Source organism: Xylophilus sp. Leaf220, assembly GCF_001421705.1.
Classification (GTDB): Bacteria; Pseudomonadota; Gammaproteobacteria; order Burkholderiales; family Burkholderiaceae_C; genus Xylophilus.
The window spans coordinates 377,046-394,790 of record NZ_LMKO01000012.1 but is presented as its reverse complement, the minus strand read 5'-3'; the positions used below and the strand labels follow the sequence as shown (position 1 = coordinate 394,790).

Sequence of the window (17,745 nt, the reverse complement as noted above, 5' to 3'; positions counted from 1 at the left end):
CACAATCGGCCGTTACAGGCTACTTCACGACGAGACTTCGAGCATGACTCTCACACACCAGACCCCGGGTCGAACGGGGCTGTCGGGCCGCATCAGGGGAATGTTCAATCTGAATGATCCCCGCTGGGGACGCGGCGACGACAAGGCATCGGACGATGTGCGCAATCCCGAGCCGCCTCCGGCCGCTCCCGATCTGCCGCCCGCACCGCCTCCGGTCTCTCCGCCGCCTGCCGCTCCGGTCCCGCCGCGGGGTCGGACGCCGGGCCCGAACCAGGGTCCTCCCGATCTCGAAGAGTTGTGGCGTGATTTCAACCGCAAGCTCGGCGGCATGTTCGGCGGCGGCAACCGCAAGCGGGATGGCGGTGGCGCCGGAGGCGGTGGAGGGCGCGGCAACTACAAGCCCGACATGAAGAATGCCGGCTTCGGCATCGGCCTCATCTTCGGCATCGCGGTGCTGATCTGGCTGGGCAGCGGTTTCTTCATCGTGCAGGAAGGCCAGCAGGCCGTCATCACCCAGTTCGGCAAGTACAAGTCGACCGTCGGCGCGGGTTTCAACTGGCGCTTGCCGTATCCGATACAGCGCCACGAGCTGGTGTTCGTGACGCAGATCCGCTCGGTCGATGTCGGCCGCGACGCGATCATCAAGTCCACCGGCCTGCGCGGCTCCGCCATGCTGACCCAGGACGAGAACATCGTCGAGATCAAGTTCGCGGTGCAGTACCGGCTCAACGACGCGCGGGCCTGGTTGTTCGAGAGCAAGGATCCGACCGCTGCGGTGGTGCAGGCCGCGGAGAGCTCGGTGCGCGAGGTGGTCGGCAAGATGCGCATGGACTCTGCGCTGGCCGAAGAGCGCGACCAGATCGCGCCGCGGGTGCGTGACCTGATGCAGAACATCCTCGACCGCTACAAGGTCGGCGTGGAAGTCGTCAACATCAACCTGCAGCAGGGTGGCGTGCGGCCTCCCGAACAGGTGCAGGCAGCCTTCGACGACGTGCTCAAGGCCGGCCAGGAGCGCGAGCGCGCCAAGAACGATGCGCAGGCCTATGCCAACGACGTGGTGCCGCGTGCCGTCGGCTCCGCATCGCGCCTGAAAGAGGAATCCGAAGCCTACAAGGCGCGGATCGTGGCCCAGGCGCAAGGCGACTCGCAGCGTTTCGCGTCGGTGCTGGCCGAGTACCAGAAGGCACCGCAGGTCACCCGCGACCGGATGTACCTGGACGCGATGCAGAACATCTACAGCAACGTGACCAAGGTGCTGGTGGATTCGCGCCAGGGTTCCAACCTGCTGTACCTGCCGCTCGACAAGTTGCTGCAGCTGCAGACGCAGCCTTCGACCGCTGCCGACAGCAACACCGCGGCTGCGGCAGCAGCGGCGGCCAGCACCTCGGCCGGCACGAGCGCATCGACGTTGCCTCCGGTGTTTTCCAACGATACCCGCACGCGGGACAACGCCCGCTCGCGCGAACGCGAGTCGCGCTAGGAGCCCTACGTGAACAGAATCGGATTCATCGCATCGTCCATCCTCGTGGTGCTCGCACTGCTGAGCTCCATGTTGTTCGTGGTCGACCAACGCCAGTTCGGCGTGGTCTACGCGCTCGGCCAGATCAAGGAAGTGATCACCGAGCCGGGCCTGCACTTCAAGCTGCCGCCACCTTTCCAGAATGTGTCGTACATCGACAAGCGTCTTCTCACGCTCGACAGCAGCGACACCGAGTCGATGCTGACGGCCGAGAAACAGCGCGTGGTGATCGACTGGTACGTGCGGTGGCGGGTCGGCAATCCTTCGGAATACATCCGGAACGTAGGCCTCGACGAGAACGCGGGTGCCACGCAACTCAACCGCGTCGTGCGCAACGCCTTCCAGACCGAAATCAACAAGCGCACGGTGCGCGAACTGATCGCACTCAAGCGCGACGAGTTGATGAACGACGTCAAACGCCAGGTCACCGAGGTGGTGAAGGGCGGCCGCCCTTGGGGCATCGAGGTGGTGGACGTGCGCATCACCCGTGTCGACTATGTGGAGGCCATCACCGAATCGGTCTACCGCCGGATGGAAGCGGAACGCAAGCGGGTTGCCAACGAACTGCGCTCGACCGGTGCAGCCGAAGGCGAAAAGATCCGTGCCGATGCCGATCGGCAGCGCGAGGTGACGGTGGCCAACGCCTACCGCGATGCGCAGAAGATCAAGGGCGAGGGCGATGCGGAAGCCGCACGCACCTACGCGGAATCGTTCGGCAAGGACCCGCAGTTCGCCCAGTTCTACCGGAGCCTGGATGCCTACAAGGCCAGCTTCAACAAGAAGGGCGATTTCATGGTCGTGGACCCGTCGTCGTCGGACTTCTTCAAGGCGTTCCGAAACGGCGCCGCGCCTTCTGGGGCCGCGCCGCGGCCTTGAGGATGGCGTGGTGGGGGCCGACGTCGGACTCCGCCTGGCGAGACACTCGACCGTTCGACGAACCGAGGCGTTCGTTCCGGGGCCGCGCGGCGACTGCCGCTGCCGGCCCCGCGTCATTTCCGATTCACGACGATCAGCCCTTCGGCGCTTGGCTTACGTGCGGTTTGCCGCAGTCCCGCACGTCCCGAGGCGCAGTTGCGTATCGGTAGAATCACGTTTTTAACAGCCTGATCGTTTCCATGTCCGCCTGGGTTCTCCCGGATCACATTGCCGATGTGCTGCCCTCCGAAGCACGGCACATCGAAGAACTGCGACGCGATCTGCTCGACATGGCCCGCGCCTACGGCTACGAGCTGGTCATGCCGCCGCTGCTGGAGCATCTCGAGTCGCTGCTGACGGGGACCGGCGAAGCGCTCGGCCTGCAGACGTTCAAGCTGGTCGATCAGCTGTCCGGCCGCATGCTCGGTCTGCGCGCCGACACGACGCCGCAGGTCGCCCGCATCGACGCCCATCTTCTGAATCGCCGCGGCGTAGCGCGTCTGTGCTACTGCGGTCCGGTTCTGCGCACCCGGCCCGACCGTCCGCATGCCACGCGGGAACCGCTTCAGTTCGGTGCCGAGATCTACGGGCATGCGGGCGTCGAAGCCGATCTCGAAATCTTGCGCCTGGCGCTCGACTGCCTGCGTGCCGCAGGCGTGACGGGCGTGCAGGTCGACCTGGGCGATGCGCGCATTCCACGCCACCTGCTGCAGGCCAGCGGACTGACGGGTTCAGCGCTGGCAGACGTGCAGAACGCACTGGCTGCCAAAGATGCGTCGGGCGTCGCGGCGTCGAGCCAATCCGTGGCGCCGGAGATCCGGCAGGCGCTGCAGGCGCTGGTACGGCTGTACGGCGACGAATCGGTGCTTGCAGAGGCTGCCGTCGCGTTGAAGGCTTTTCCGCAGTTGCTTCCCTTGCTGGACGATCTGCGCAAACTGGCCGCATCGCTTCCGCCGGGCACCAGTTTCGACCTGGCAGACCTGCGGGGCTACGCCTACTACAGCGGTGCCCAGTTCGCCATGTACGTGCCCGGTTCCAGCGACGCCGTCGTGCGCGGCGGACGCTACGACGAAGTCGGAGCGGTGTTCGGGCGCAACCGTCCTGCGGCAGGCTTCAGCTTGGATCTGCGCGAGCTGGTCAGCCTGGTGGCACCGCGCACCTTGCGGGCCGCCATCCGCGCACCCTGGAGCGACGACGATGCGCTGCGCGCCGCGATAGCAGACCTGCGGTCCGCCGGCGAGACCGTGGTGTGCGAGTTGCCCGGTCATGACAGCGAAGTAGACGAATTCCGCTGCGACCGGGTTCTTGCGCGCGACGGCGCCGGGCCCTGGGCGGTGCGGCCCCTTTGATTCCACCTTTGAACTGACTGAAGCGAGATGAACAATTCGAACGGGCCGGTAGCCGGCCGCAACGTGGTCGTGGTCGGCACCCAATGGGGCGACGAGGGCAAGGGCAAACTGGTCGACTGGCTGACCGAGAGTGCCCAGGGCGTCGTCCGCTTCCAGGGCGGCCACAATGCCGGCCACACCCTGGTCATCAACGGTGTGAAGACCGCGCTGCACCTCATCCCCAGCGGCATCATGCGGCCGGGCGTCACCTGCTATATCGGCAACGGCGTGGTGCTGTCGGCGGCCAAGCTGTTCGAGGAAATCGAGGGTCTGGAAAAGGCCGGGGTCGAGGTGCGCTCGCGTCTGCGCATCAGCGAAGCCTGCCCGTTGATCCTGCCGTTCCACGCCGCACTGGATGTGGCGCGCGAGGCCTACCGCGAAAAGGGTGGCATCGAGAAGATCGGCACCACCGGCCGCGGCATCGGCCCCGCCTACGAAGACAAGATCGCCCGCCGCGCCCTGCGGGTGCAAGACCTGAAGAACCCGGAGCGTTTCGCCGAAAAGCTGCGCGTGCTGCTCGACCTGCACAACCATGTCCTGACCCAGGTGCTCGGCGCACCCGCCATCGGATTCGACGTGGTGTTCGACGAAGCGATGCGGCATGCGGAATTGCTCAAGCCGATGATCGCGGACGTCTCGCGGGAACTCAACGATGCCCACAAGGCCGGTGCCAACCTGCTGTTCGAAGGCGCGCAGGGCACGCTGCTGGACGTAGACCACGGCACCTACCCGTACGTGACGTCCAGCAATTGCGTGGCGGGCAACGCATCGGCCGGCGCCGGCGTGGGCCCGGGCATGCTGCACTACATCCTCGGCATCACCAAGGCGTACTGCACCCGCGTGGGCGGTGGGCCTTTTCCGACGGAACTCGACTGGGAAACGCCGGGAACGCCGGGCTACCACATGAGCACCATCGGCGCCGAGAAGGGCGTCACCACCGGCCGGAGCCGCCGTTGCGGATGGTTCGACGCGGCACTGCTCAAGCGCAGTGCACAGGTCAACGGCCTGTCGGGCCTGTGCATCACCAAGCTCGACGTGCTGGACGGATTGAAGGAGCTGATGCTGTGCACCGGCTACGAGCTCGACGGCGAAGTCACCGACATTCTGCCCGTGGGGGCCGACGAGATTTCCCGCTGCAAGCCGATCTACGAGCGACTCGAAGGCTGGACCGAATCGACCGTGGGCGTGACGCGGTACGACGAGTTGCCGGTCAATGCACGCCTGTACCTGCAACGCATCCAGCAGATCACCGGCGTGCCGGTCGATATCGTCTCGACCAGCCCCGACCGCGACCACACGATCATGATGCGCCACCCCTACCTCGCCTGACCCGTTCTGGTACCGAACCAGGCCGTGGTGCATGCTGCACCACGGCCTATTGCTATTAATTTAGGAGCTAAATCGATGCTGACGGAAGACGGCAAACATCTCTACGTGAGCTACGACGAGTACCACAGCCTGATCGAGAAGCTGGCCATCAAGGTGCACCAGTCGGGCTGGCAGTTCGACACCATCCTGTGCCTGGCGCGCGGCGGCCTGCGGCCGGGCGACATCTTGAGCCGTGTGTTCGACAAGCCGCTGGCGATCATGTCGACCAGCTCCTACCGTGCCGAATCGGGCACGGTGCAGGGCCACCTGGATATCGCGCGTTTCATCACCACTCCGCGGGGCGAGATCGCCGGCAAGGTTCTGTTGGTGGACGACCTGGCCGATTCGGGCCATACGCTCAAGTCCGTGATCGAGAACCTGCGCACCAGCTATTCGCCAATCACCGAATTGCGCAGTGCGGTGATCTGGACGAAGGGTGCTTCGGTCTTCACGCCCGATTATTCGGTCGAATTTCTGCCGACGAATCCCTGGATCCACCAGCCCTTCGAAGGCTACGACAGCCTGCGACCGACGAAGCTGCTGGAGAAGTGGAAAATCTGAACGACGGGGCTGCAGAGATCGCCGTTAGCCTGGAGCCCCCACCCATCTACTGAAACCATGTGCGAGGCGGGCGCATGCGTTTCGGCTGGACTGGCTCCTTGCGCGTCCATCGGCCGCGGCTCGCAGCCGGACCCTAGCGCTTGATCACCGCGTCGTCCAGCTTGTGCGCCAGCTGGGCGATGGCCATCGCCGCGGGCGATCCCGGCGTGACCGTCATCAGCAGCTGGCGCCGCATGACGGCTTCACGCACTGCGGGATCGGCCGGGATGTCCCCCAGGTGCAGGAGCCGGATCGCGGAGCCCGCCTCGGGCGTCACGAAGCGGTCGAGCACCTGCTGCAGCTGCCCGGTGATCGCGCGGCCATCGCCGGCACGCGCCGTCTGGTTGACGATGATGCGCACCTGCTGGCGCTTCTGCTGCATGGCCAGGACCTTGATGGCCGCGTACGCGTCGGTGAGCGAGGTCGGCTCCGGCGTGGCGACCAGCAGCACCTCGGACGCCAGCGACACCGCGAACAGCACCACGTCGGAAATGCCGGCACCGGTGTCGAGCAGCACCACGTCGTAGCGCGGGATGATGCTGTGCAGCACCTGCAGGAATTCGGTTCGCACGTCCGGAGTCAGCCGCGAGTATTCGACCATGCCCGATCCGGCGAGCAGTACCGCAAAACCACCGGGCGCCTGGACAATGGCGTCGTCCACCGACGCCTTGCCGGTAAACACATCGTGCAGCGTCACCTTGGGGTGCAGGTTCAACACCACGTCCAGGTTGGCCAGGCCCAGGTCGGCGTCGAGAACCAGCACACGGTGTCCGCGCCGTGCAAGGGCGGCCGCCAGGTTGGCGGATACGAAGGTCTTGCCCACACCGCCTTTTCCGCTGGTGACGGCCATGACTTTTGCGGTGGGAGTACCCGCGCGAAAGGTAGGAAGGGTCGGCGCGTCGCTCATGTCCATTTGCTTTCAGATAGCGCTGCCGTTGCTGTCTTGGGGAGACGCAAGCGTTCGTATCGGGGTGTCGGTGTGGGGAAGGCCAAACAGGAGACTCTTTTCCTCTGCGCTGACCGTGCTGTCTACCGTGTCGTCCATGCAGACCCGGTTGCGGCCCGCCGCCTTGGCACGGTAGAGCTGGTGGTCGGCGCGATCGGTCCAGAGCAGGCTGGTCGAGCGTATCCAGGGCTGTGCGAAAGCGCCGCCGATGCTCACCGTCACCCGCAGGTCGAGCGAGGGCGATACCCGCAGCGTCGCCGACTCGACCGCCATGCGGATCCGCTCCGCGACCGCCTGCCCGAAGGCGACCTGGCAGCCGGGCAGGATCACCGCGAATTCCTCGCCGCCGTAGCGTGCCAGCAGGTCCATCGGGCGTACGCAGTCATCGAGAATGCGTGCCACGGCTTGCAGCACATGATCGCCCACCAGATGGCCGTGGTTGTCGTTGACGGCCTTGAAGTTGTCGATGTCCAGCATCAACAGCAATGCGAACTCTCCGGAGCGGGCCACCCGGTCCATCTCGCGTTCGAGCACTGCGCGAAACTGCCGGCGGTTCGCCAACCCGGTGAGAGGATCGCGCAAAGAAATTTCGCACAGGCCGTCGATGACGTGCTGCAGGTATTTCTCCGCCGTGATGTCGCCGCCCAGCGTCGCCCGCAAGTCCGCCTGGTCCAGGAGCGCATGGGCTGCGTCCAGGTGCAGGCCGCGCAAATCGACGAGTGAAGAGGCTTCCGGGGACGGCACGTACGGGCCTTGAAAAAAGGAATCGAGTTTATCAGTAGGGCGTCGCCGGGACACCTTGGGCCTCACGCAGAATGTGGATTGTTTGCACCGGCGACGGGCGGTACGGCCAGCGCTTGCAGAGCCGAGACCGCTTCCGCATCGGTGCGATAGGTACGCAGCATTTCACTCTCTACCAACACGCCGGCCCGGCGCAGTGTCGTGTCGACCGGCAGCTTCAGGCCGCTCAGATGCAGCGCGACGCCCCGCGTCTTCAGCAGCTTGAGGATCTGCACGAAGAACTCGACGCCGGTCGCGTCGATCCAGTTCATCGGCTGCGCAAACACACACACGTGGCGCACCTGCGGATGCGCGGCGAGATGGTCGGTGATGGCCCGCTCGAAGGTGGATGCCGAGGCGAAGTCCAGCGCCGCGTCCATTCGCAGCGCGAGTACGCCGGGTGCGATCGGTGGAAGCGTCCACAGGTGGCGATCGCGCAGGCTTCCATCGGCATGGGTACCCACTTCGATGATGCGAGGGTGCAGGCGTTGGTAAAGGAAATGGCCGAGACCCAACAGCAATCCGGTCAGTACGCCCCAGTGAATGCGTGGTGCCGTCGCCAGGGTACAGGCGAAGGTGAGCCATCCGATGCAGGCCTCGGCCCGCGAAAATCGCCACAGGGCGTTCAGTTGGCTGGGTCGGATCAGCCCGAAGACGGCCGTCAACACCACCGCCGCCAGCACCGATTGCGGTACATGGTGAAGCACCGGGATGAACCACTGCAACAGCGCGAACACCAGCAGCACCGAGAAGATGGTGGAGTAGCCGGTGCGTGCACCGGCGTAGAGGTTGATCGCCGAGCGGGAGAACGAGGCACTGGTGGGAAAGGCGCCGCTCAGGCCGGAGGCGATCTTGCCCAGGCCCTGGGCCAACAGGTCCTGGTTCTCGTCCCAGCGGGTGCCGGCCTGTTGGTGGTCCACCCGTGCGCTGGAAGCCGTTTCTAGAAAGCTCATCAGCGTGATCACCAGTGCCGGCAGCAGCAGGCTCGCGAACGTGGTGGCGTCGATCATGGAAGGCAGCGACAAGGACGGCAACCCGGCAGGCAGGTCGCCGACGACGCTGCCTCCCCGCGCTTCGTAACCCGTCCACCGACTCGCCAGGGCGCTCAGCGTCACGACTGCGATCGCGGCAGGAAAGCGCGAGTACCAGCGCTTGGCGGTCATCAGCAAGGCGATCGCCCCCACGCCATAGGCCAGCGCCTCGCCGTAAACATAGGGGTGCTGCACCAGCAGCGAGAAATCGCCAGACGCGCCGACCAACGCAGGCAGTTGGGATGCCACGATGAGCCAGGCGGCCGCTTGCGTGAAGCCGTTCATCACCGGGGAACTGACCAGATTGAGCAACCAGCCGAATCGTCCCAGGCCGAGCAGTATCTGGAAGAGTCCCGACAGCAGCGACAACCATACCGCCAAGGTCACCCATTGGGCGCTGCCGGGCGGCGCCAGACCGGCGAGCGACGCGCCGATGAGCAGGCTGCTGAGCGCCGTCGGCCCTACGCCGAGACGCGACGACGAACTGAACAGTACCGCAACCAGCGCCGGGAGCAGCGACGCATAGATGCCGGTGATCAGCGGCATGCCGGCGACCGACGCATAGGCCACACCCTGCGGCACCAGCAGAAGGCCCACGGTGATGCCGGCCCACAATTCGTTCGTCAACAGCTCCCGGGTCGGGCGCGGCCAACGCAAGAAAGGAAGGCGTTTCTGCAATATCGCGCGCATGGTCGATTCAGCCTCGGCTTCTCGGTAGGAAGCTGCGTGCGACACGGGCTGCTCGTGTGGATTTCACGAGTTCCATGGAACGTCCTACCGCACGATCGGTTCTGTCCGACCTGTCGAAAACACCCTCGTGCCTACATTGGTGACAGCAGGAAGAAATATCTTCCTTGCAACAACCAACTGCAAAGGACGCACCATGAACAAGCATCAAGTCGAAGGCCGTGTGGAAGAAGCCAAGGGCAAGGTCAAGGAAGTTGCAGGCAAGATCGTAGGCAACGAGAAGCTGCAAAGCGAAGGCTTGGCGGACCAGGCGTCCGGCAAGACCCAGGCAGGCTACGGCGATGCCAAGGAATCGGTGAAGGACGGCATCAAGAAAACCGCTGACAAGATCTGAACGCCACTGCCACCATAAAACGAAAAGGGCCGCAGCGAAAGCTGCGGCCCTTTGGTATTGAATGGTCGGCGTGGCGGGATTCGAACTCGCGACCCCTTGCACCCCATGCAAGTGCGCTACCAGGCTGCGCTACACGCCGACAAGCTCTGGATTATATGCCAACTCTATCGTCGACTTCGAGGATCATGCGGATGGCGAGCAGTTCCTGCCGAATGCTCGAGGTCACATGGTCTTCAGACGGATGCGAGAGCCCGGGTTCACCAGGTCGATCAGCCAAATCTTGCGGGCTATCCAGTACCGGTATGGAATCGGCACCGTTTTTCGCGGTCGCAGACGCACTTTTCTCGGCATGCATCCACTCCTGAAGCTTTCCACGTGCTCCACTGATCGTGAAACCTTCGTCGTACAGGAGGTCGCGGATGCGCCGGATCATGAGCACTTCATGGTGCTGGTAGTACCGGCGGTTGCCGCGCCGCTTCATGGGTCGCAATTGGGCGAACTCCTGTTCCCAATAGCGCAGCACATGCGGCTTGACGTCGCACAGTTCGGCCACTTCGCCGATCGTGAAATAGCGCTTGGCAGGTATGGGGGCTAGGGCACTGGTGACCATGGGCGGGAACGGTGGCGAATTTTCGGAGCGGCCAGAGCGTAACGCATGCGGCCGCTCCGGAAAATGACGTCACCCCGTATCAACGCGTCGCCGCCGGATCCCCGGCGCGCTCGCCACCTTCCTGGATCTGCTCCTTCAGCTTGGAGCTGGCATGGAACGTCACCACGCGGCGTTCCTGGATGGGAATCGCTTCGCCGGTACGCGGATTGCGGCCGGGACGGGGCGCCTTGGTGCGTATCTGGAAGTTACCGAAGCCCGAAAGCTTCACGTCCGTTCCCTCGACGAGCCGACCCGACACCAGGTCGAAAAAGGCGTCGACCATGTCTTTCGACTCGCGTTTGTTGAGCCCGATCTGGTCGAACAGCAGGTCCGCCAGTTGCGCCTTGGTCAGCGTGGGCAGTTCGATGCTCTCGACCAGCAGGGGATTGTCGTTTTCCATGGGGCTCTCTCAAGCACGCAGCCGGGCCGCGGTGCGCTGTTCCAACGCGCGCAGCACGGCTTGGGTGGATGCGTCGATCCGCTTCTCGTCCAGCGCTTCGTCGCCACCGTTGAACACCAGACGCAGTGCGACGCTCTTTTCGGTCTCGGCCATCGACGTATGGCCGCCACCACCCTCCTTGCCCGGCTTCGGCCGGTAGATGTCGAATGCGGTCACCTGCTGCAGCAGCGAGTCGTGCACGCTGCGCACGGCATCGACCAATTGCTGGTGGGTGACGGTCTCCTGCACCACGACCGCCAGGTCACGCTCCACATCCTGGTGCTTGGGCACCGCCACCGGCGCGGGGACCTTGCGCTGCAGCACGGCGTCCAGATCCAGTTCGAACAGGACCGGCGCCTGCGCGAAACCATAGGACTGGCGCCAGCGGGGATGCAACTCGCCCACCACGCCGATCGCGACGCCATCCAGAACCACTTCGGCACTGCGGCCCGGGTGCAGGGCAGGGTGCTGCGAAGGCTTGAAGCTCGGTTCGGCCGGTGCGAGAAGCGCCTCGATGTCGCCCTTCACATCGAAGAAGTCGACCGGCCGTTCCGGACGACCCCACTGCAGCGCATCGTTGCCCCCATAGGCGACGCCCGCGATCCGCATCGGTTGCCGGTATCCGCGGACCGTCGCGTCGCTGTCCTGAACCGTGTCGTCCCGCTGGAACACACGGCCGATCTCGAACGCCCTGACCGCACTCGCCTTGCGGTCGAGATTGAACTTCAAAACTTGTAGCAGGGAGCCGAGAAGGGACGAGCGCATCACGCCCATATGGCTCGCGATCGGGTTCAGTAGCCGGATCGGCGCAGCGTTGCCGGCCAGCTCGGTCTCCCAGCGTTCTTCGACGAAGCTGAAGTTGATCGTTTCCTGGTAGCCGGCCGCGGCCATCAGGCGGCGCACGCCGAACGGGCTGCGCCTGGATTCGGCTTCGAGCCGCGGCGTGATCGGCGCGAGCGGTGGCGTGGTCGGAAGATTCTCGTAACCGACGATCCGCGCGATCTCTTCGATCAGGTCTTCTTCGATCGACAGGTCGAAGCGCCAGGACGGCGGCGTGACCGCCAGCGCATCGCCCCGGGCCTCGACAGGAAGGCCCAGCGACGCCAACGCATCGCGACACTGATCGGCGCTGAGCGGCATGCCGATGACCTTCGCGGCCCGTGCCGGCCGCACGGCGACGGTACGGAGCGCCGGCATGTTGGGTTGCAGGTCGTCGACCGGGCCTGCGTCGCCGCCACAGATGGACTGCACCAGTCGCGTCAGGTGCTCGATGTGCTCGACCGTGTGCTCGGGGTCCACGCCGCGCTCGAAGCGGTGCCCTGCGTCCGTCGAGAAGTTGAAGCGGCGCGAGCGGCCTGCGACGGCCTTCGGGTACCAGAAGGCCGCTTCGATATAGATGTTGGTGGTCGTGTCGGACACCGCCGTCGCGTCCCCGCCCATGATCCCGGCGAGCGACTCGACCTGCACGCTGTCTGCGATCACGCCGACCTTTTCGTCGAGCGACACCGTCGCGCCGTTCAGCAGTTTCAGCGACTCTCCCGCACGCGCCCAGCGCACCTCGAGTCCGCCGCTCAGCTTGTCGAGGTCGAAAATGTGCGACGGGCGGCCCAGCTCGAACATCACGTAGTTGGAGATGTCGACCAGCGGCGACACGCTCCGCTGGCCGCAGCGCGCCAGCCGCTCCACCATCCAGGCCGGTGTGGTGGCCTGCGCGTTCACATTGCGCACGATGCGGCCCGAGAAACGTCCGCACAGGTCGGGCGCACCGACGGTCACGGAGAGGCGCGCATCCTGCGTCACCGCCACCGGATCGAGAGTCAGCGGCTTCAGCGGCGCGCCGGTCAGGGCGGCGACTTCGCGGGCAATGCCGTACACGCTCAGGCAATGCGCCAGGTTGGGCGTGAGCTTCAGGGTGAACAGCATGTCGTCGAGGTTGAGCCATGCGCGGATGTCCTGGCCGACCGGCGCGTCGGCAGCCAGTTCCATCAGGCCACCGTGGTCCTCGCTCAGCTTAAGCTCGCGGGCCGAACACAGCATGCCGTGGCTCTCGACGCCGCGCAGCTTGCCGACCTTGATCGCAAAGGGCTTGCCGTCGGCGCCGGGCGGCAGCACGGCCCCCACCAGCGCGCACGGCACCTTGATGCCGACACGGGCGTTGGGTGCGCCGCAGACGATGTCGAGCAGTTCGGCCTGTCCCACGTCCACCTTGCAGACGCGCAGACGGTCGGCATCGGGGTGCTGAACCGCCTCGCGGATCTCTCCGACGACGATCTTGGCGAAGGGCGGCGCGACGGGCTGGAGTTCTTCCACCTCGAGGCCGGCCATGGTCAGCGTGTCGGCCAGGGCCTGCGTGTCGAGGCGCGGATTGCAGAATTCACGCAGCCAGGATTCCGGAAATTGCATGTCGGGTCACTTCGGTCGGTTTACTGGAACTGGCGGAGAAAACGCATGTCGCCGTCGAAGAAAAGTCGCAGGTCGTTGACGCCGTACCGCAGCATGGTGAGCCGGTCGGGCCCCATGCCGAAGGCGAAACCGATGTAGCGCTCGGGGTCGAGTCCCATGTTGCGCACCACGTTCGGATGGACCTGGCCGGATCCGGCCACCTCCAGCCAGCGGCCCGCGTTGGGACCGCTGCCGAACTGAATGTCCACCTCTGCGCTCGGCTCGGTGAACGGAAAGAAACTGGGGCGAAAGCGCAAGACGAGATCCTTGCTTTCGAAAAACGTCCGACAAAAGTCGGTGAAGACGACCTTCAGGTCCTTGAAGCTCACGTTCTCGCCGATCCACAGGCCTTCGCACTGGTGGAACATCGGCGAATGCGTCGCGTCGCTGTCGACCCGGTAGGTGCGACCCGGCGCGATGACGCGGATCTCGGGCATCGACTGGCCGGCGTCGAGCTGTGCGCGGTAGCGCTTCACATGCCGTACCGCGTGGCGGATCTGCATGGGGCTGGTGTGGGTACGCAGCAAATGCGGTGCTGCCTCGGTGCCGCCCTCGACGTAGAAGGTGTCGTGCATCGAGCGGGCAGGGTGATCTTCCGGCGTATTCAGCGCGGTGAAGTTGAACCAGTCGGTCTCAATCTCGGGACCCTCGGCCACCTCGAAACCCATCGATTCGAAAATGCCTTCGATCCGCTCGAGCGTGAGCGATACCGGGTGCAATCCGCCTTGGCCGCGCTGCCGGCCGGGCAGGGTGACGTCGAGCGCCTCGGCCTGCAACTGGCGGTCGAGTTCGGCATCGGCGAGTGCCTGGCGGCGCGCATTGAGAGATGTCTCGATGGCCTGTTTGGCGACGTTGATCACCGCGCCGCGGGATTTTTTCTCTTCCACCGGCAGGGAGGCCAGCCCCTTCATCCATTCGGTGATCCGGCCGGACTTGCCGAGGAACAGGGCCTTGGCATTCTCCAGATCGGCAGGGGTGCTCGCCTGCGCAAAGGTCGATTGCGCCGTGGTGACCAAGGCTTCCAACTCGTTCATAGACATCTTCTGAAATGGAAAAAGGGCTAAAGCTTTTTGAAGCCCTAGCCCTTGTTTCTAAAGCGCCTATTGCTACCGAAAAGATAGCAACAGGCCGTCGAACATCAAGCTGCCAGTTTGGCCTTGACCTGTTCCACGATGCTGCCGAAAGCGGCCTTGTCATGCACGGCCAGATCGGCCAGCATCTTGCGGTCGATTTCGATCGCAGCCTTCTTCAGGCCATTGGCGAACTGGCTGTAGGTCAGACCCAGTTCACGCGACGCCGCATTGATACGGGCGATCCACAGACGGCGGAACACACGCTTCTTGTTGCGGCGGTCACGGTAGGCATATTGCCCGGCTTTCATCACCGCCTGCTTGGCGATGCGGAAGACGTTGCCGCGGCGACCACGGAAACCCTTGGCAAGTGCCAAGACCTTCTTGTGGCGGGCGCGGGCGGTAACACCACGTTTGACGCGAGGCATATCAGTACTCCTTGTTCGTCAGTTGATTACAGGCCAGCAAACGGCAGCATTTGCGCGACATGACCCATATTGGTCTCGTGTACCGCAACTGAACCGCGCAGGTGGCGCTTGTTCTTGGTGGTCTTCTTGGTCAGGATGTGACGCTTGAAGGCTTGACCGCGCTTGACGGTGCCACCCGGACGAACTCGGAAGCGCTTTTTAGCACTGCTCTTGGTCTTCATTTTGGGCATTGACTGCTCCTTTATATGTGCTCGTGAGGCGCTGCGGAAACCATCCGCAGGCTTGTTGGCCCCGAGCCACTTGTGCGGACTGCGATCGCTCGCCGTCCAGGCGAAAGGGCAGAGCCCCTTCGCAGCGGCAGCGCCTGCGCGCCGCCACGTTCTTCATTTTTCTCGACCGTCGCGGATCAGGCCACCGTGGTGGCAGCCGGTTCGGCCGCCTTGACCGGCACCTTCTTCTTGCCAGGCGCGATCATCATGATCATCTGCCGGCCTTCGAGCTTCGGAAACTGCTCGACCACGATCAGGTCGGCCAGTTCTTCCCGGATGCGCTGCAGAAGCGCCATGCCGATTTCCTGGTGTGTGATCTCGCGACCGCGGAACCGCAGGGTGATCTTGCACTTATCGCCGTCCGCCAGGAAGCGCCGGATATTGCGCATCTTGATGTTGTAGTCGCCGTCGTCGGTGCCGGGACGGAACTTGACTTCCTTGATCTCGATGACCGTCTGCTTGGACTTGGCCTCGGCCGCGCGCTTCTGCTCCTGGTACTTGAACTTTCCGTAGTCCATCAGGCGGCAGACCGGCGGGTTCGCCGTCGCGGCGATTTCCACCAGGTCCACGTCGGCTTCGCCCGCCATGCGCAGCGCTTCGGCCAGACTTACGATGCCGAGCGGCTCGTTTTCAGGGCCGGACAAGCGCACTTCAGGCGCCATGATTTCACGGTTGAGGCGGTGCTTGCGCTCCTCACGGTGACGACGATCACGAAATTCAGTAGCGATGGCTCAGATCCTTGTCAATTTGCGCTACAAAATATGTAGCAAATCCGCTGCGTAGGCGCGCAAGCAAGCTGTTTCAGGCTAGGTCTTGAGAGCGATGTCGCTGGCGATGCGTTGCGAGAAAGCATCTAGGGACATCACACCGAGGTCAGTATTGCCCCGGGCGCGTACTGCAACAGCTCCCGCCGCTTTTTCCTTGTCGCCGACGACGAGGATATACGGCAGCTTCTGCAACGAGTGCTCACGTATTTTATACGTTATCTTTTCGTTGCGCAGATCCAGCTGGACACGCAGGCCCTGTTGCTGCAGGGTTTTGGCGATTTCGCGACAGTAATCGGCCTGTCCGTCGGTGATGTTGAGGATCGACACCTGAACCGGCGCGAGCCACGCGGGCATGGCGCCGGAATGGTGCTCGATCAGCATCCCGATGAAGCGCTCCAGGCTGCCGACGATCGCGCGGTGCAGCATGATCGGGCGGTGGCGTGCGCCGTCTTCGCCGACATATTCGGCATCCAGGCGTTCCGGCATCGACGGATCGACCTGGATGGTGCCGCACTGCCAGTGGCGGCCGATCGCATCCCGCAAGGTGTACTCGAGCTTGGGGCCGTAGAAAGCGCCGTCGCCGACCGCGATCTGGAAATCGCAGCCCGACGCGCGCAGGCTGTCCATCAGGGCCTGCTCCGCCTTGTCCCAGCTTTCCTCGGAGCCGATGCGCTTTTCGGGCCGTGTCGCCACCTTGTAGATGATGTCGGTGAAGCCGAAGTCCTTGTAGACCTTCTGCAGCAGGGTCGTGAAGGCGGCGCACTCTTCCTGGATCTGGTCTTCGGTGCAGAAGATGTGGCCGTCGTCCTGGGTGAACGCCCGCACCCGCATGATGCCGTGCAGGCCGCCGGTCGGCTCGTTGCGGTGGCACTGGCCGAACTCGCCGAAGCGCAGCGGCAGGTCGCGGTAGCTCTTGACGCCCTGGTTGAAGATCAGGATGTGGCCGGGGCAGTTCATCGGCTTGAGCGCATAGTCGCGCTTTTCGCTCTCGGTGGTGAACATGTTCTCGCGGTACTTGTCCCAGTGCCCGGTCTTCTCCCACAGGCCCTTGTCGAGAATCTGCGGACCCTTCACTTCCTGGTAGCCGTTGTCGCGGTACACGCTGCGCATGTACTGCTCCACCTCCTGCCAGATGGTCCAGCCCTTGGGATGCCAGAACACCGTGCCCGGCGAGTGCTCGTCGATGTGGAACAGGTCCAGCTCGCGCCCCAGGCGCCGGTGGTCGCGCTTCTCGGCTTCCTCGATACGCTTGATGTACGCCTCGAGGTCCTTCTTGTCGGCCCAGGCCGTGCCGTAGATGCGCTGCAGTTGCTCGTTCTTGGCGTCGCCGCGCCAGTAGGCGCCCGACACCCGGGTCAGCTTGAAAACCTTGAGGAAGCGGGTATTGGGCACGTGCGGGCCCCGGCACATGTCCACGTATTCCTGGTGGTAGTACAGGCCCATCGCCTGCTCGTCGGGCATGTCCTCGATCAGGCGCAGCTTGTAGTCCTCGCCCCGTTCCTCGAAGACGCGGATCACCTTGGCGCGCGGCGTCATCTTCTTGACAACTTCATAGTCCTGCGCGATCAGTTCCTTCATCCGCTGCTCGATCGCCGCCAAATCGTCCGGGGTGAAGGGGCGCTCGTAGGCGATGTCGTAGTAGAAGCCTTCCTCGATCACCGGTCCGATGACCATCCGCGCCGTCGGATACAACTGCTTGACCGCGTGGCCGACCAGGTGGGCGGAGGAGTGGCGGATGATCTCGACGCCCTCGTCGTCGCGCGGCGTGATGATTTGCAGCCGGGCGTCGTGGTCGATGACGTCGCTGGCGTCGACCAGGGTGCCGTCGACCTTGCCGGCGATGGTCATCTTGGCCAGCCCGGGGCCGATGGACTGGGCGACTTCCGCCACGGTGACCGGGCCGGGGAACTGCCGTTGGGAGTTGTCGGGGAGCGTGATCTGGATCATGGTGAATGCGGGAAAGAAACAAAAAAAGCGCGGAAGGTCCGCGCTTTCAGTGGGTCAGATGCAATCCCGGGCAGGCGCGAACGACAGCCGCTAGCGGCTGGTGGAA

At 64.3% G+C, this 17,745-nt stretch carries 17 protein-coding genes and 1 tRNA gene; 6 read left to right on the top strand and 12 right to left on the bottom strand.

The features are described from left to right. The first annotated feature begins 43 nt into the window (after positions 1-43). The 5 genes from hflK (at position 44) to ASE76_RS10485 (ending at position 5,751) form a co-directional block, all read left to right on the top strand. Positions 44-1,480, top strand: a complete 1,437-nt coding sequence (gene hflK, locus ASE76_RS10505) for an FtsH protease activity modulator HflK (protein WP_055838723.1) — start codon at positions 44-46, stop codon at positions 1,478-1,480. A gap of 9 nt (positions 1,481-1,489) precedes the next feature. Then, positions 1,490-2,395, top strand: coding sequence for a protease modulator HflC (hflC, locus tag ASE76_RS10500; RefSeq protein ID WP_055838721.1), 906 nt, complete (start codon positions 1,490-1,492; stop codon positions 2,393-2,395). Between the two features lie 239 nt (positions 2,396-2,634). Continuing rightward, complete coding sequence (locus tag ASE76_RS10495) at positions 2,635-3,783, top strand: ATP phosphoribosyltransferase regulatory subunit (protein ID WP_055838718.1); 1,149 nt, start codon at positions 2,635-2,637, stop codon at positions 3,781-3,783. Positions 3,784-3,810: 27 nt separating this feature from the next. Further along, positions 3,811-5,151, top strand: a complete 1,341-nt coding sequence (locus tag ASE76_RS10490) for an adenylosuccinate synthase (protein WP_055838715.1) — start codon at positions 3,811-3,813, stop codon at positions 5,149-5,151. Positions 5,152-5,226: 75 nt separating this feature from the next. Then, positions 5,227-5,751 (top strand): phosphoribosyltransferase, encoded by a 525-nt coding sequence (locus tag ASE76_RS10485; protein ID WP_055838712.1) that lies wholly within the window; start codon positions 5,227-5,229, stop codon positions 5,749-5,751. A gap of 133 nt (positions 5,752-5,884) precedes the next feature. Here the strand turns inward: ASE76_RS10485 and ASE76_RS10480 are convergent, their stop codons facing one another. From ASE76_RS10480 to ASE76_RS10470, 3 genes are all read right to left on the bottom strand, one after another. After that, positions 5,885-6,697 carry a MinD/ParA family protein gene (locus ASE76_RS10480; protein WP_055839298.1) on the bottom strand — a complete coding sequence of 271 codons (813 nt, stop codon included), beginning with the start codon at positions 6,695-6,697 and terminating at the stop codon, positions 5,885-5,887. A gap of 12 nt (positions 6,698-6,709) precedes the next feature. Continuing rightward, the gene (locus ASE76_RS10475) at positions 6,710-7,480 is read right to left on the bottom strand and encodes a GGDEF domain-containing protein (protein ID WP_055838709.1); all 771 of its coding nucleotides are present in this window, start codon (positions 7,478-7,480) and stop codon (positions 6,710-6,712) included. Between the two features lie 62 nt (positions 7,481-7,542). Then, positions 7,543-9,237, bottom strand: a complete 1,695-nt coding sequence (locus tag ASE76_RS10470; RefSeq protein WP_055838706.1) for a SulP family inorganic anion transporter — start codon at positions 9,235-9,237, stop codon at positions 7,543-7,545. A gap of 193 nt (positions 9,238-9,430) precedes the next feature. Here ASE76_RS10470 and ASE76_RS10465 point away from each other — a divergent pair, with 193 nt between their 5' ends. Further along, entirely contained in the window at positions 9,431-9,628 is a 198-nt protein-coding gene (locus ASE76_RS10465; protein ID WP_055838703.1) for a CsbD family protein, read from the top strand. Between the two features lie 62 nt (positions 9,629-9,690). On the opposite strand, the gene ASE76_RS10460 is transcribed toward ASE76_RS10465, so the two are convergent. The 9 genes from ASE76_RS10460 to thrS all read right to left on the bottom strand — a co-directional run bounded on the left by ASE76_RS10460 (position 9,691) and on the right by thrS (position 17,639). Continuing rightward, positions 9,691-9,767, bottom strand: a tRNA-Pro gene (locus ASE76_RS10460). Between the two features lie 12 nt (positions 9,768-9,779). Next, positions 9,780-10,238, bottom strand: a complete 459-nt coding sequence (locus tag ASE76_RS10455; RefSeq protein ID WP_055838700.1) for a MerR family transcriptional regulator — start codon at positions 10,236-10,238, stop codon at positions 9,780-9,782. A 79-nt stretch (positions 10,239-10,317) separates the two neighbouring features. Next, a complete protein-coding gene (locus tag ASE76_RS10450) occupies positions 10,318-10,677 on the bottom strand; it encodes an integration host factor subunit alpha (RefSeq protein ID WP_055838697.1) in 360 nt (119 codons plus the stop codon). Between the two features lie 9 nt (positions 10,678-10,686). After that, positions 10,687-13,119 (bottom strand): phenylalanine--tRNA ligase subunit beta, encoded by a 2,433-nt coding sequence (pheT, locus tag ASE76_RS10445; RefSeq protein ID WP_055838694.1) that lies wholly within the window; start codon positions 13,117-13,119, stop codon positions 10,687-10,689. Positions 13,120-13,139: 20 nt separating this feature from the next. Continuing rightward, positions 13,140-14,192 carry a phenylalanine--tRNA ligase subunit alpha gene (pheS, locus tag ASE76_RS10440; RefSeq protein ID WP_055838691.1) on the bottom strand — a complete coding sequence of 351 codons (1,053 nt, stop codon included), beginning with the start codon at positions 14,190-14,192 and terminating at the stop codon, positions 13,140-13,142. A 104-nt stretch (positions 14,193-14,296) separates the two neighbouring features. Beyond that, positions 14,297-14,656: a 50S ribosomal protein L20 gene (rplT, locus tag ASE76_RS10435; protein WP_055838688.1), complete on the bottom strand. Its 360-nt coding sequence runs from the start codon at positions 14,654-14,656 to the stop codon at positions 14,297-14,299. Positions 14,657-14,682: 26 nt separating this feature from the next. Next, positions 14,683-14,886 carry a 50S ribosomal protein L35 gene (gene rpmI / locus ASE76_RS19975; RefSeq protein ID WP_082448306.1) on the bottom strand — a complete coding sequence of 68 codons (204 nt, stop codon included), beginning with the start codon at positions 14,884-14,886 and terminating at the stop codon, positions 14,683-14,685. A gap of 176 nt (positions 14,887-15,062) precedes the next feature. Beyond that, positions 15,063-15,653: a translation initiation factor IF-3 gene (infC, locus tag ASE76_RS10430; RefSeq protein WP_082448304.1), complete on the bottom strand. Its 591-nt coding sequence runs from the start codon at positions 15,651-15,653 to the stop codon at positions 15,063-15,065. Positions 15,654-15,731: 78 nt separating this feature from the next. Beyond that, the gene (gene thrS / locus ASE76_RS10425) at positions 15,732-17,639 is read right to left on the bottom strand and encodes a threonine--tRNA ligase (RefSeq protein ID WP_055838683.1); all 1,908 of its coding nucleotides are present in this window, start codon (positions 17,637-17,639) and stop codon (positions 15,732-15,734) included. Positions 17,640-17,745 lie beyond the last annotated feature (106 nt).

Bases quoted from the DNA above. Each gene is read 5' to 3' on its own strand.
- ASE76_RS10495 (WP_055838718.1), top strand. From the start codon at position 2,635: ATGTCCGCCTGGGTTCTCCCGGATCACATTGCCGATGTGCTGCCCTCC.
- pheT (WP_055838694.1), bottom strand. From the start codon at position 13,119: ATGCAATTTCCGGAATCCTGGCTGCGTGAATTCTGCAATCCGCGCCTC.
- thrS (WP_055838683.1), bottom strand. From the start codon at position 17,639: ATGATCCAGATCACGCTCCCCGACAACTCCCAACGGCAGTTCCCCGGC.
- ASE76_RS10480 (WP_055839298.1), bottom strand. From the start codon at position 6,697: ATGAGCGACGCGCCGACCCTTCCTACCTTTCGCGCGGGTACTCCCACC.
- pheS (WP_055838691.1), bottom strand. From the start codon at position 14,192: ATGAACGAGTTGGAAGCCTTGGTCACCACGGCGCAATCGACCTTTGCG.
- ASE76_RS10470 (WP_055838706.1), bottom strand. From the start codon at position 9,237: ATGCGCGCGATATTGCAGAAACGCCTTCCTTTCTTGCGTTGGCCGCGC.
- ASE76_RS10490 (WP_055838715.1), top strand. From the start codon at position 3,811: ATGAACAATTCGAACGGGCCGGTAGCCGGCCGCAACGTGGTCGTGGTC.
- ASE76_RS10485 (WP_055838712.1), top strand. From the start codon at position 5,227: ATGCTGACGGAAGACGGCAAACATCTCTACGTGAGCTACGACGAGTAC.
- ASE76_RS10455 (WP_055838700.1), bottom strand. From the start codon at position 10,238: ATGGTCACCAGTGCCCTAGCCCCCATACCTGCCAAGCGCTATTTCACG.
- rplT (WP_055838688.1), bottom strand. From the start codon at position 14,656: ATGCCTCGCGTCAAACGTGGTGTTACCGCCCGCGCCCGCCACAAGAAG.
- ASE76_RS10450 (WP_055838697.1), bottom strand. From the start codon at position 10,677: ATGGAAAACGACAATCCCCTGCTGGTCGAGAGCATCGAACTGCCCACG.
- ASE76_RS10465 (WP_055838703.1), top strand. From the start codon at position 9,431: ATGAACAAGCATCAAGTCGAAGGCCGTGTGGAAGAAGCCAAGGGCAAG.
- rpmI (WP_082448306.1), bottom strand. From the start codon at position 14,886: ATGCCCAAAATGAAGACCAAGAGCAGTGCTAAAAAGCGCTTCCGAGTT.
- hflK (WP_055838723.1), top strand. From the start codon at position 44: ATGACTCTCACACACCAGACCCCGGGTCGAACGGGGCTGTCGGGCCGC.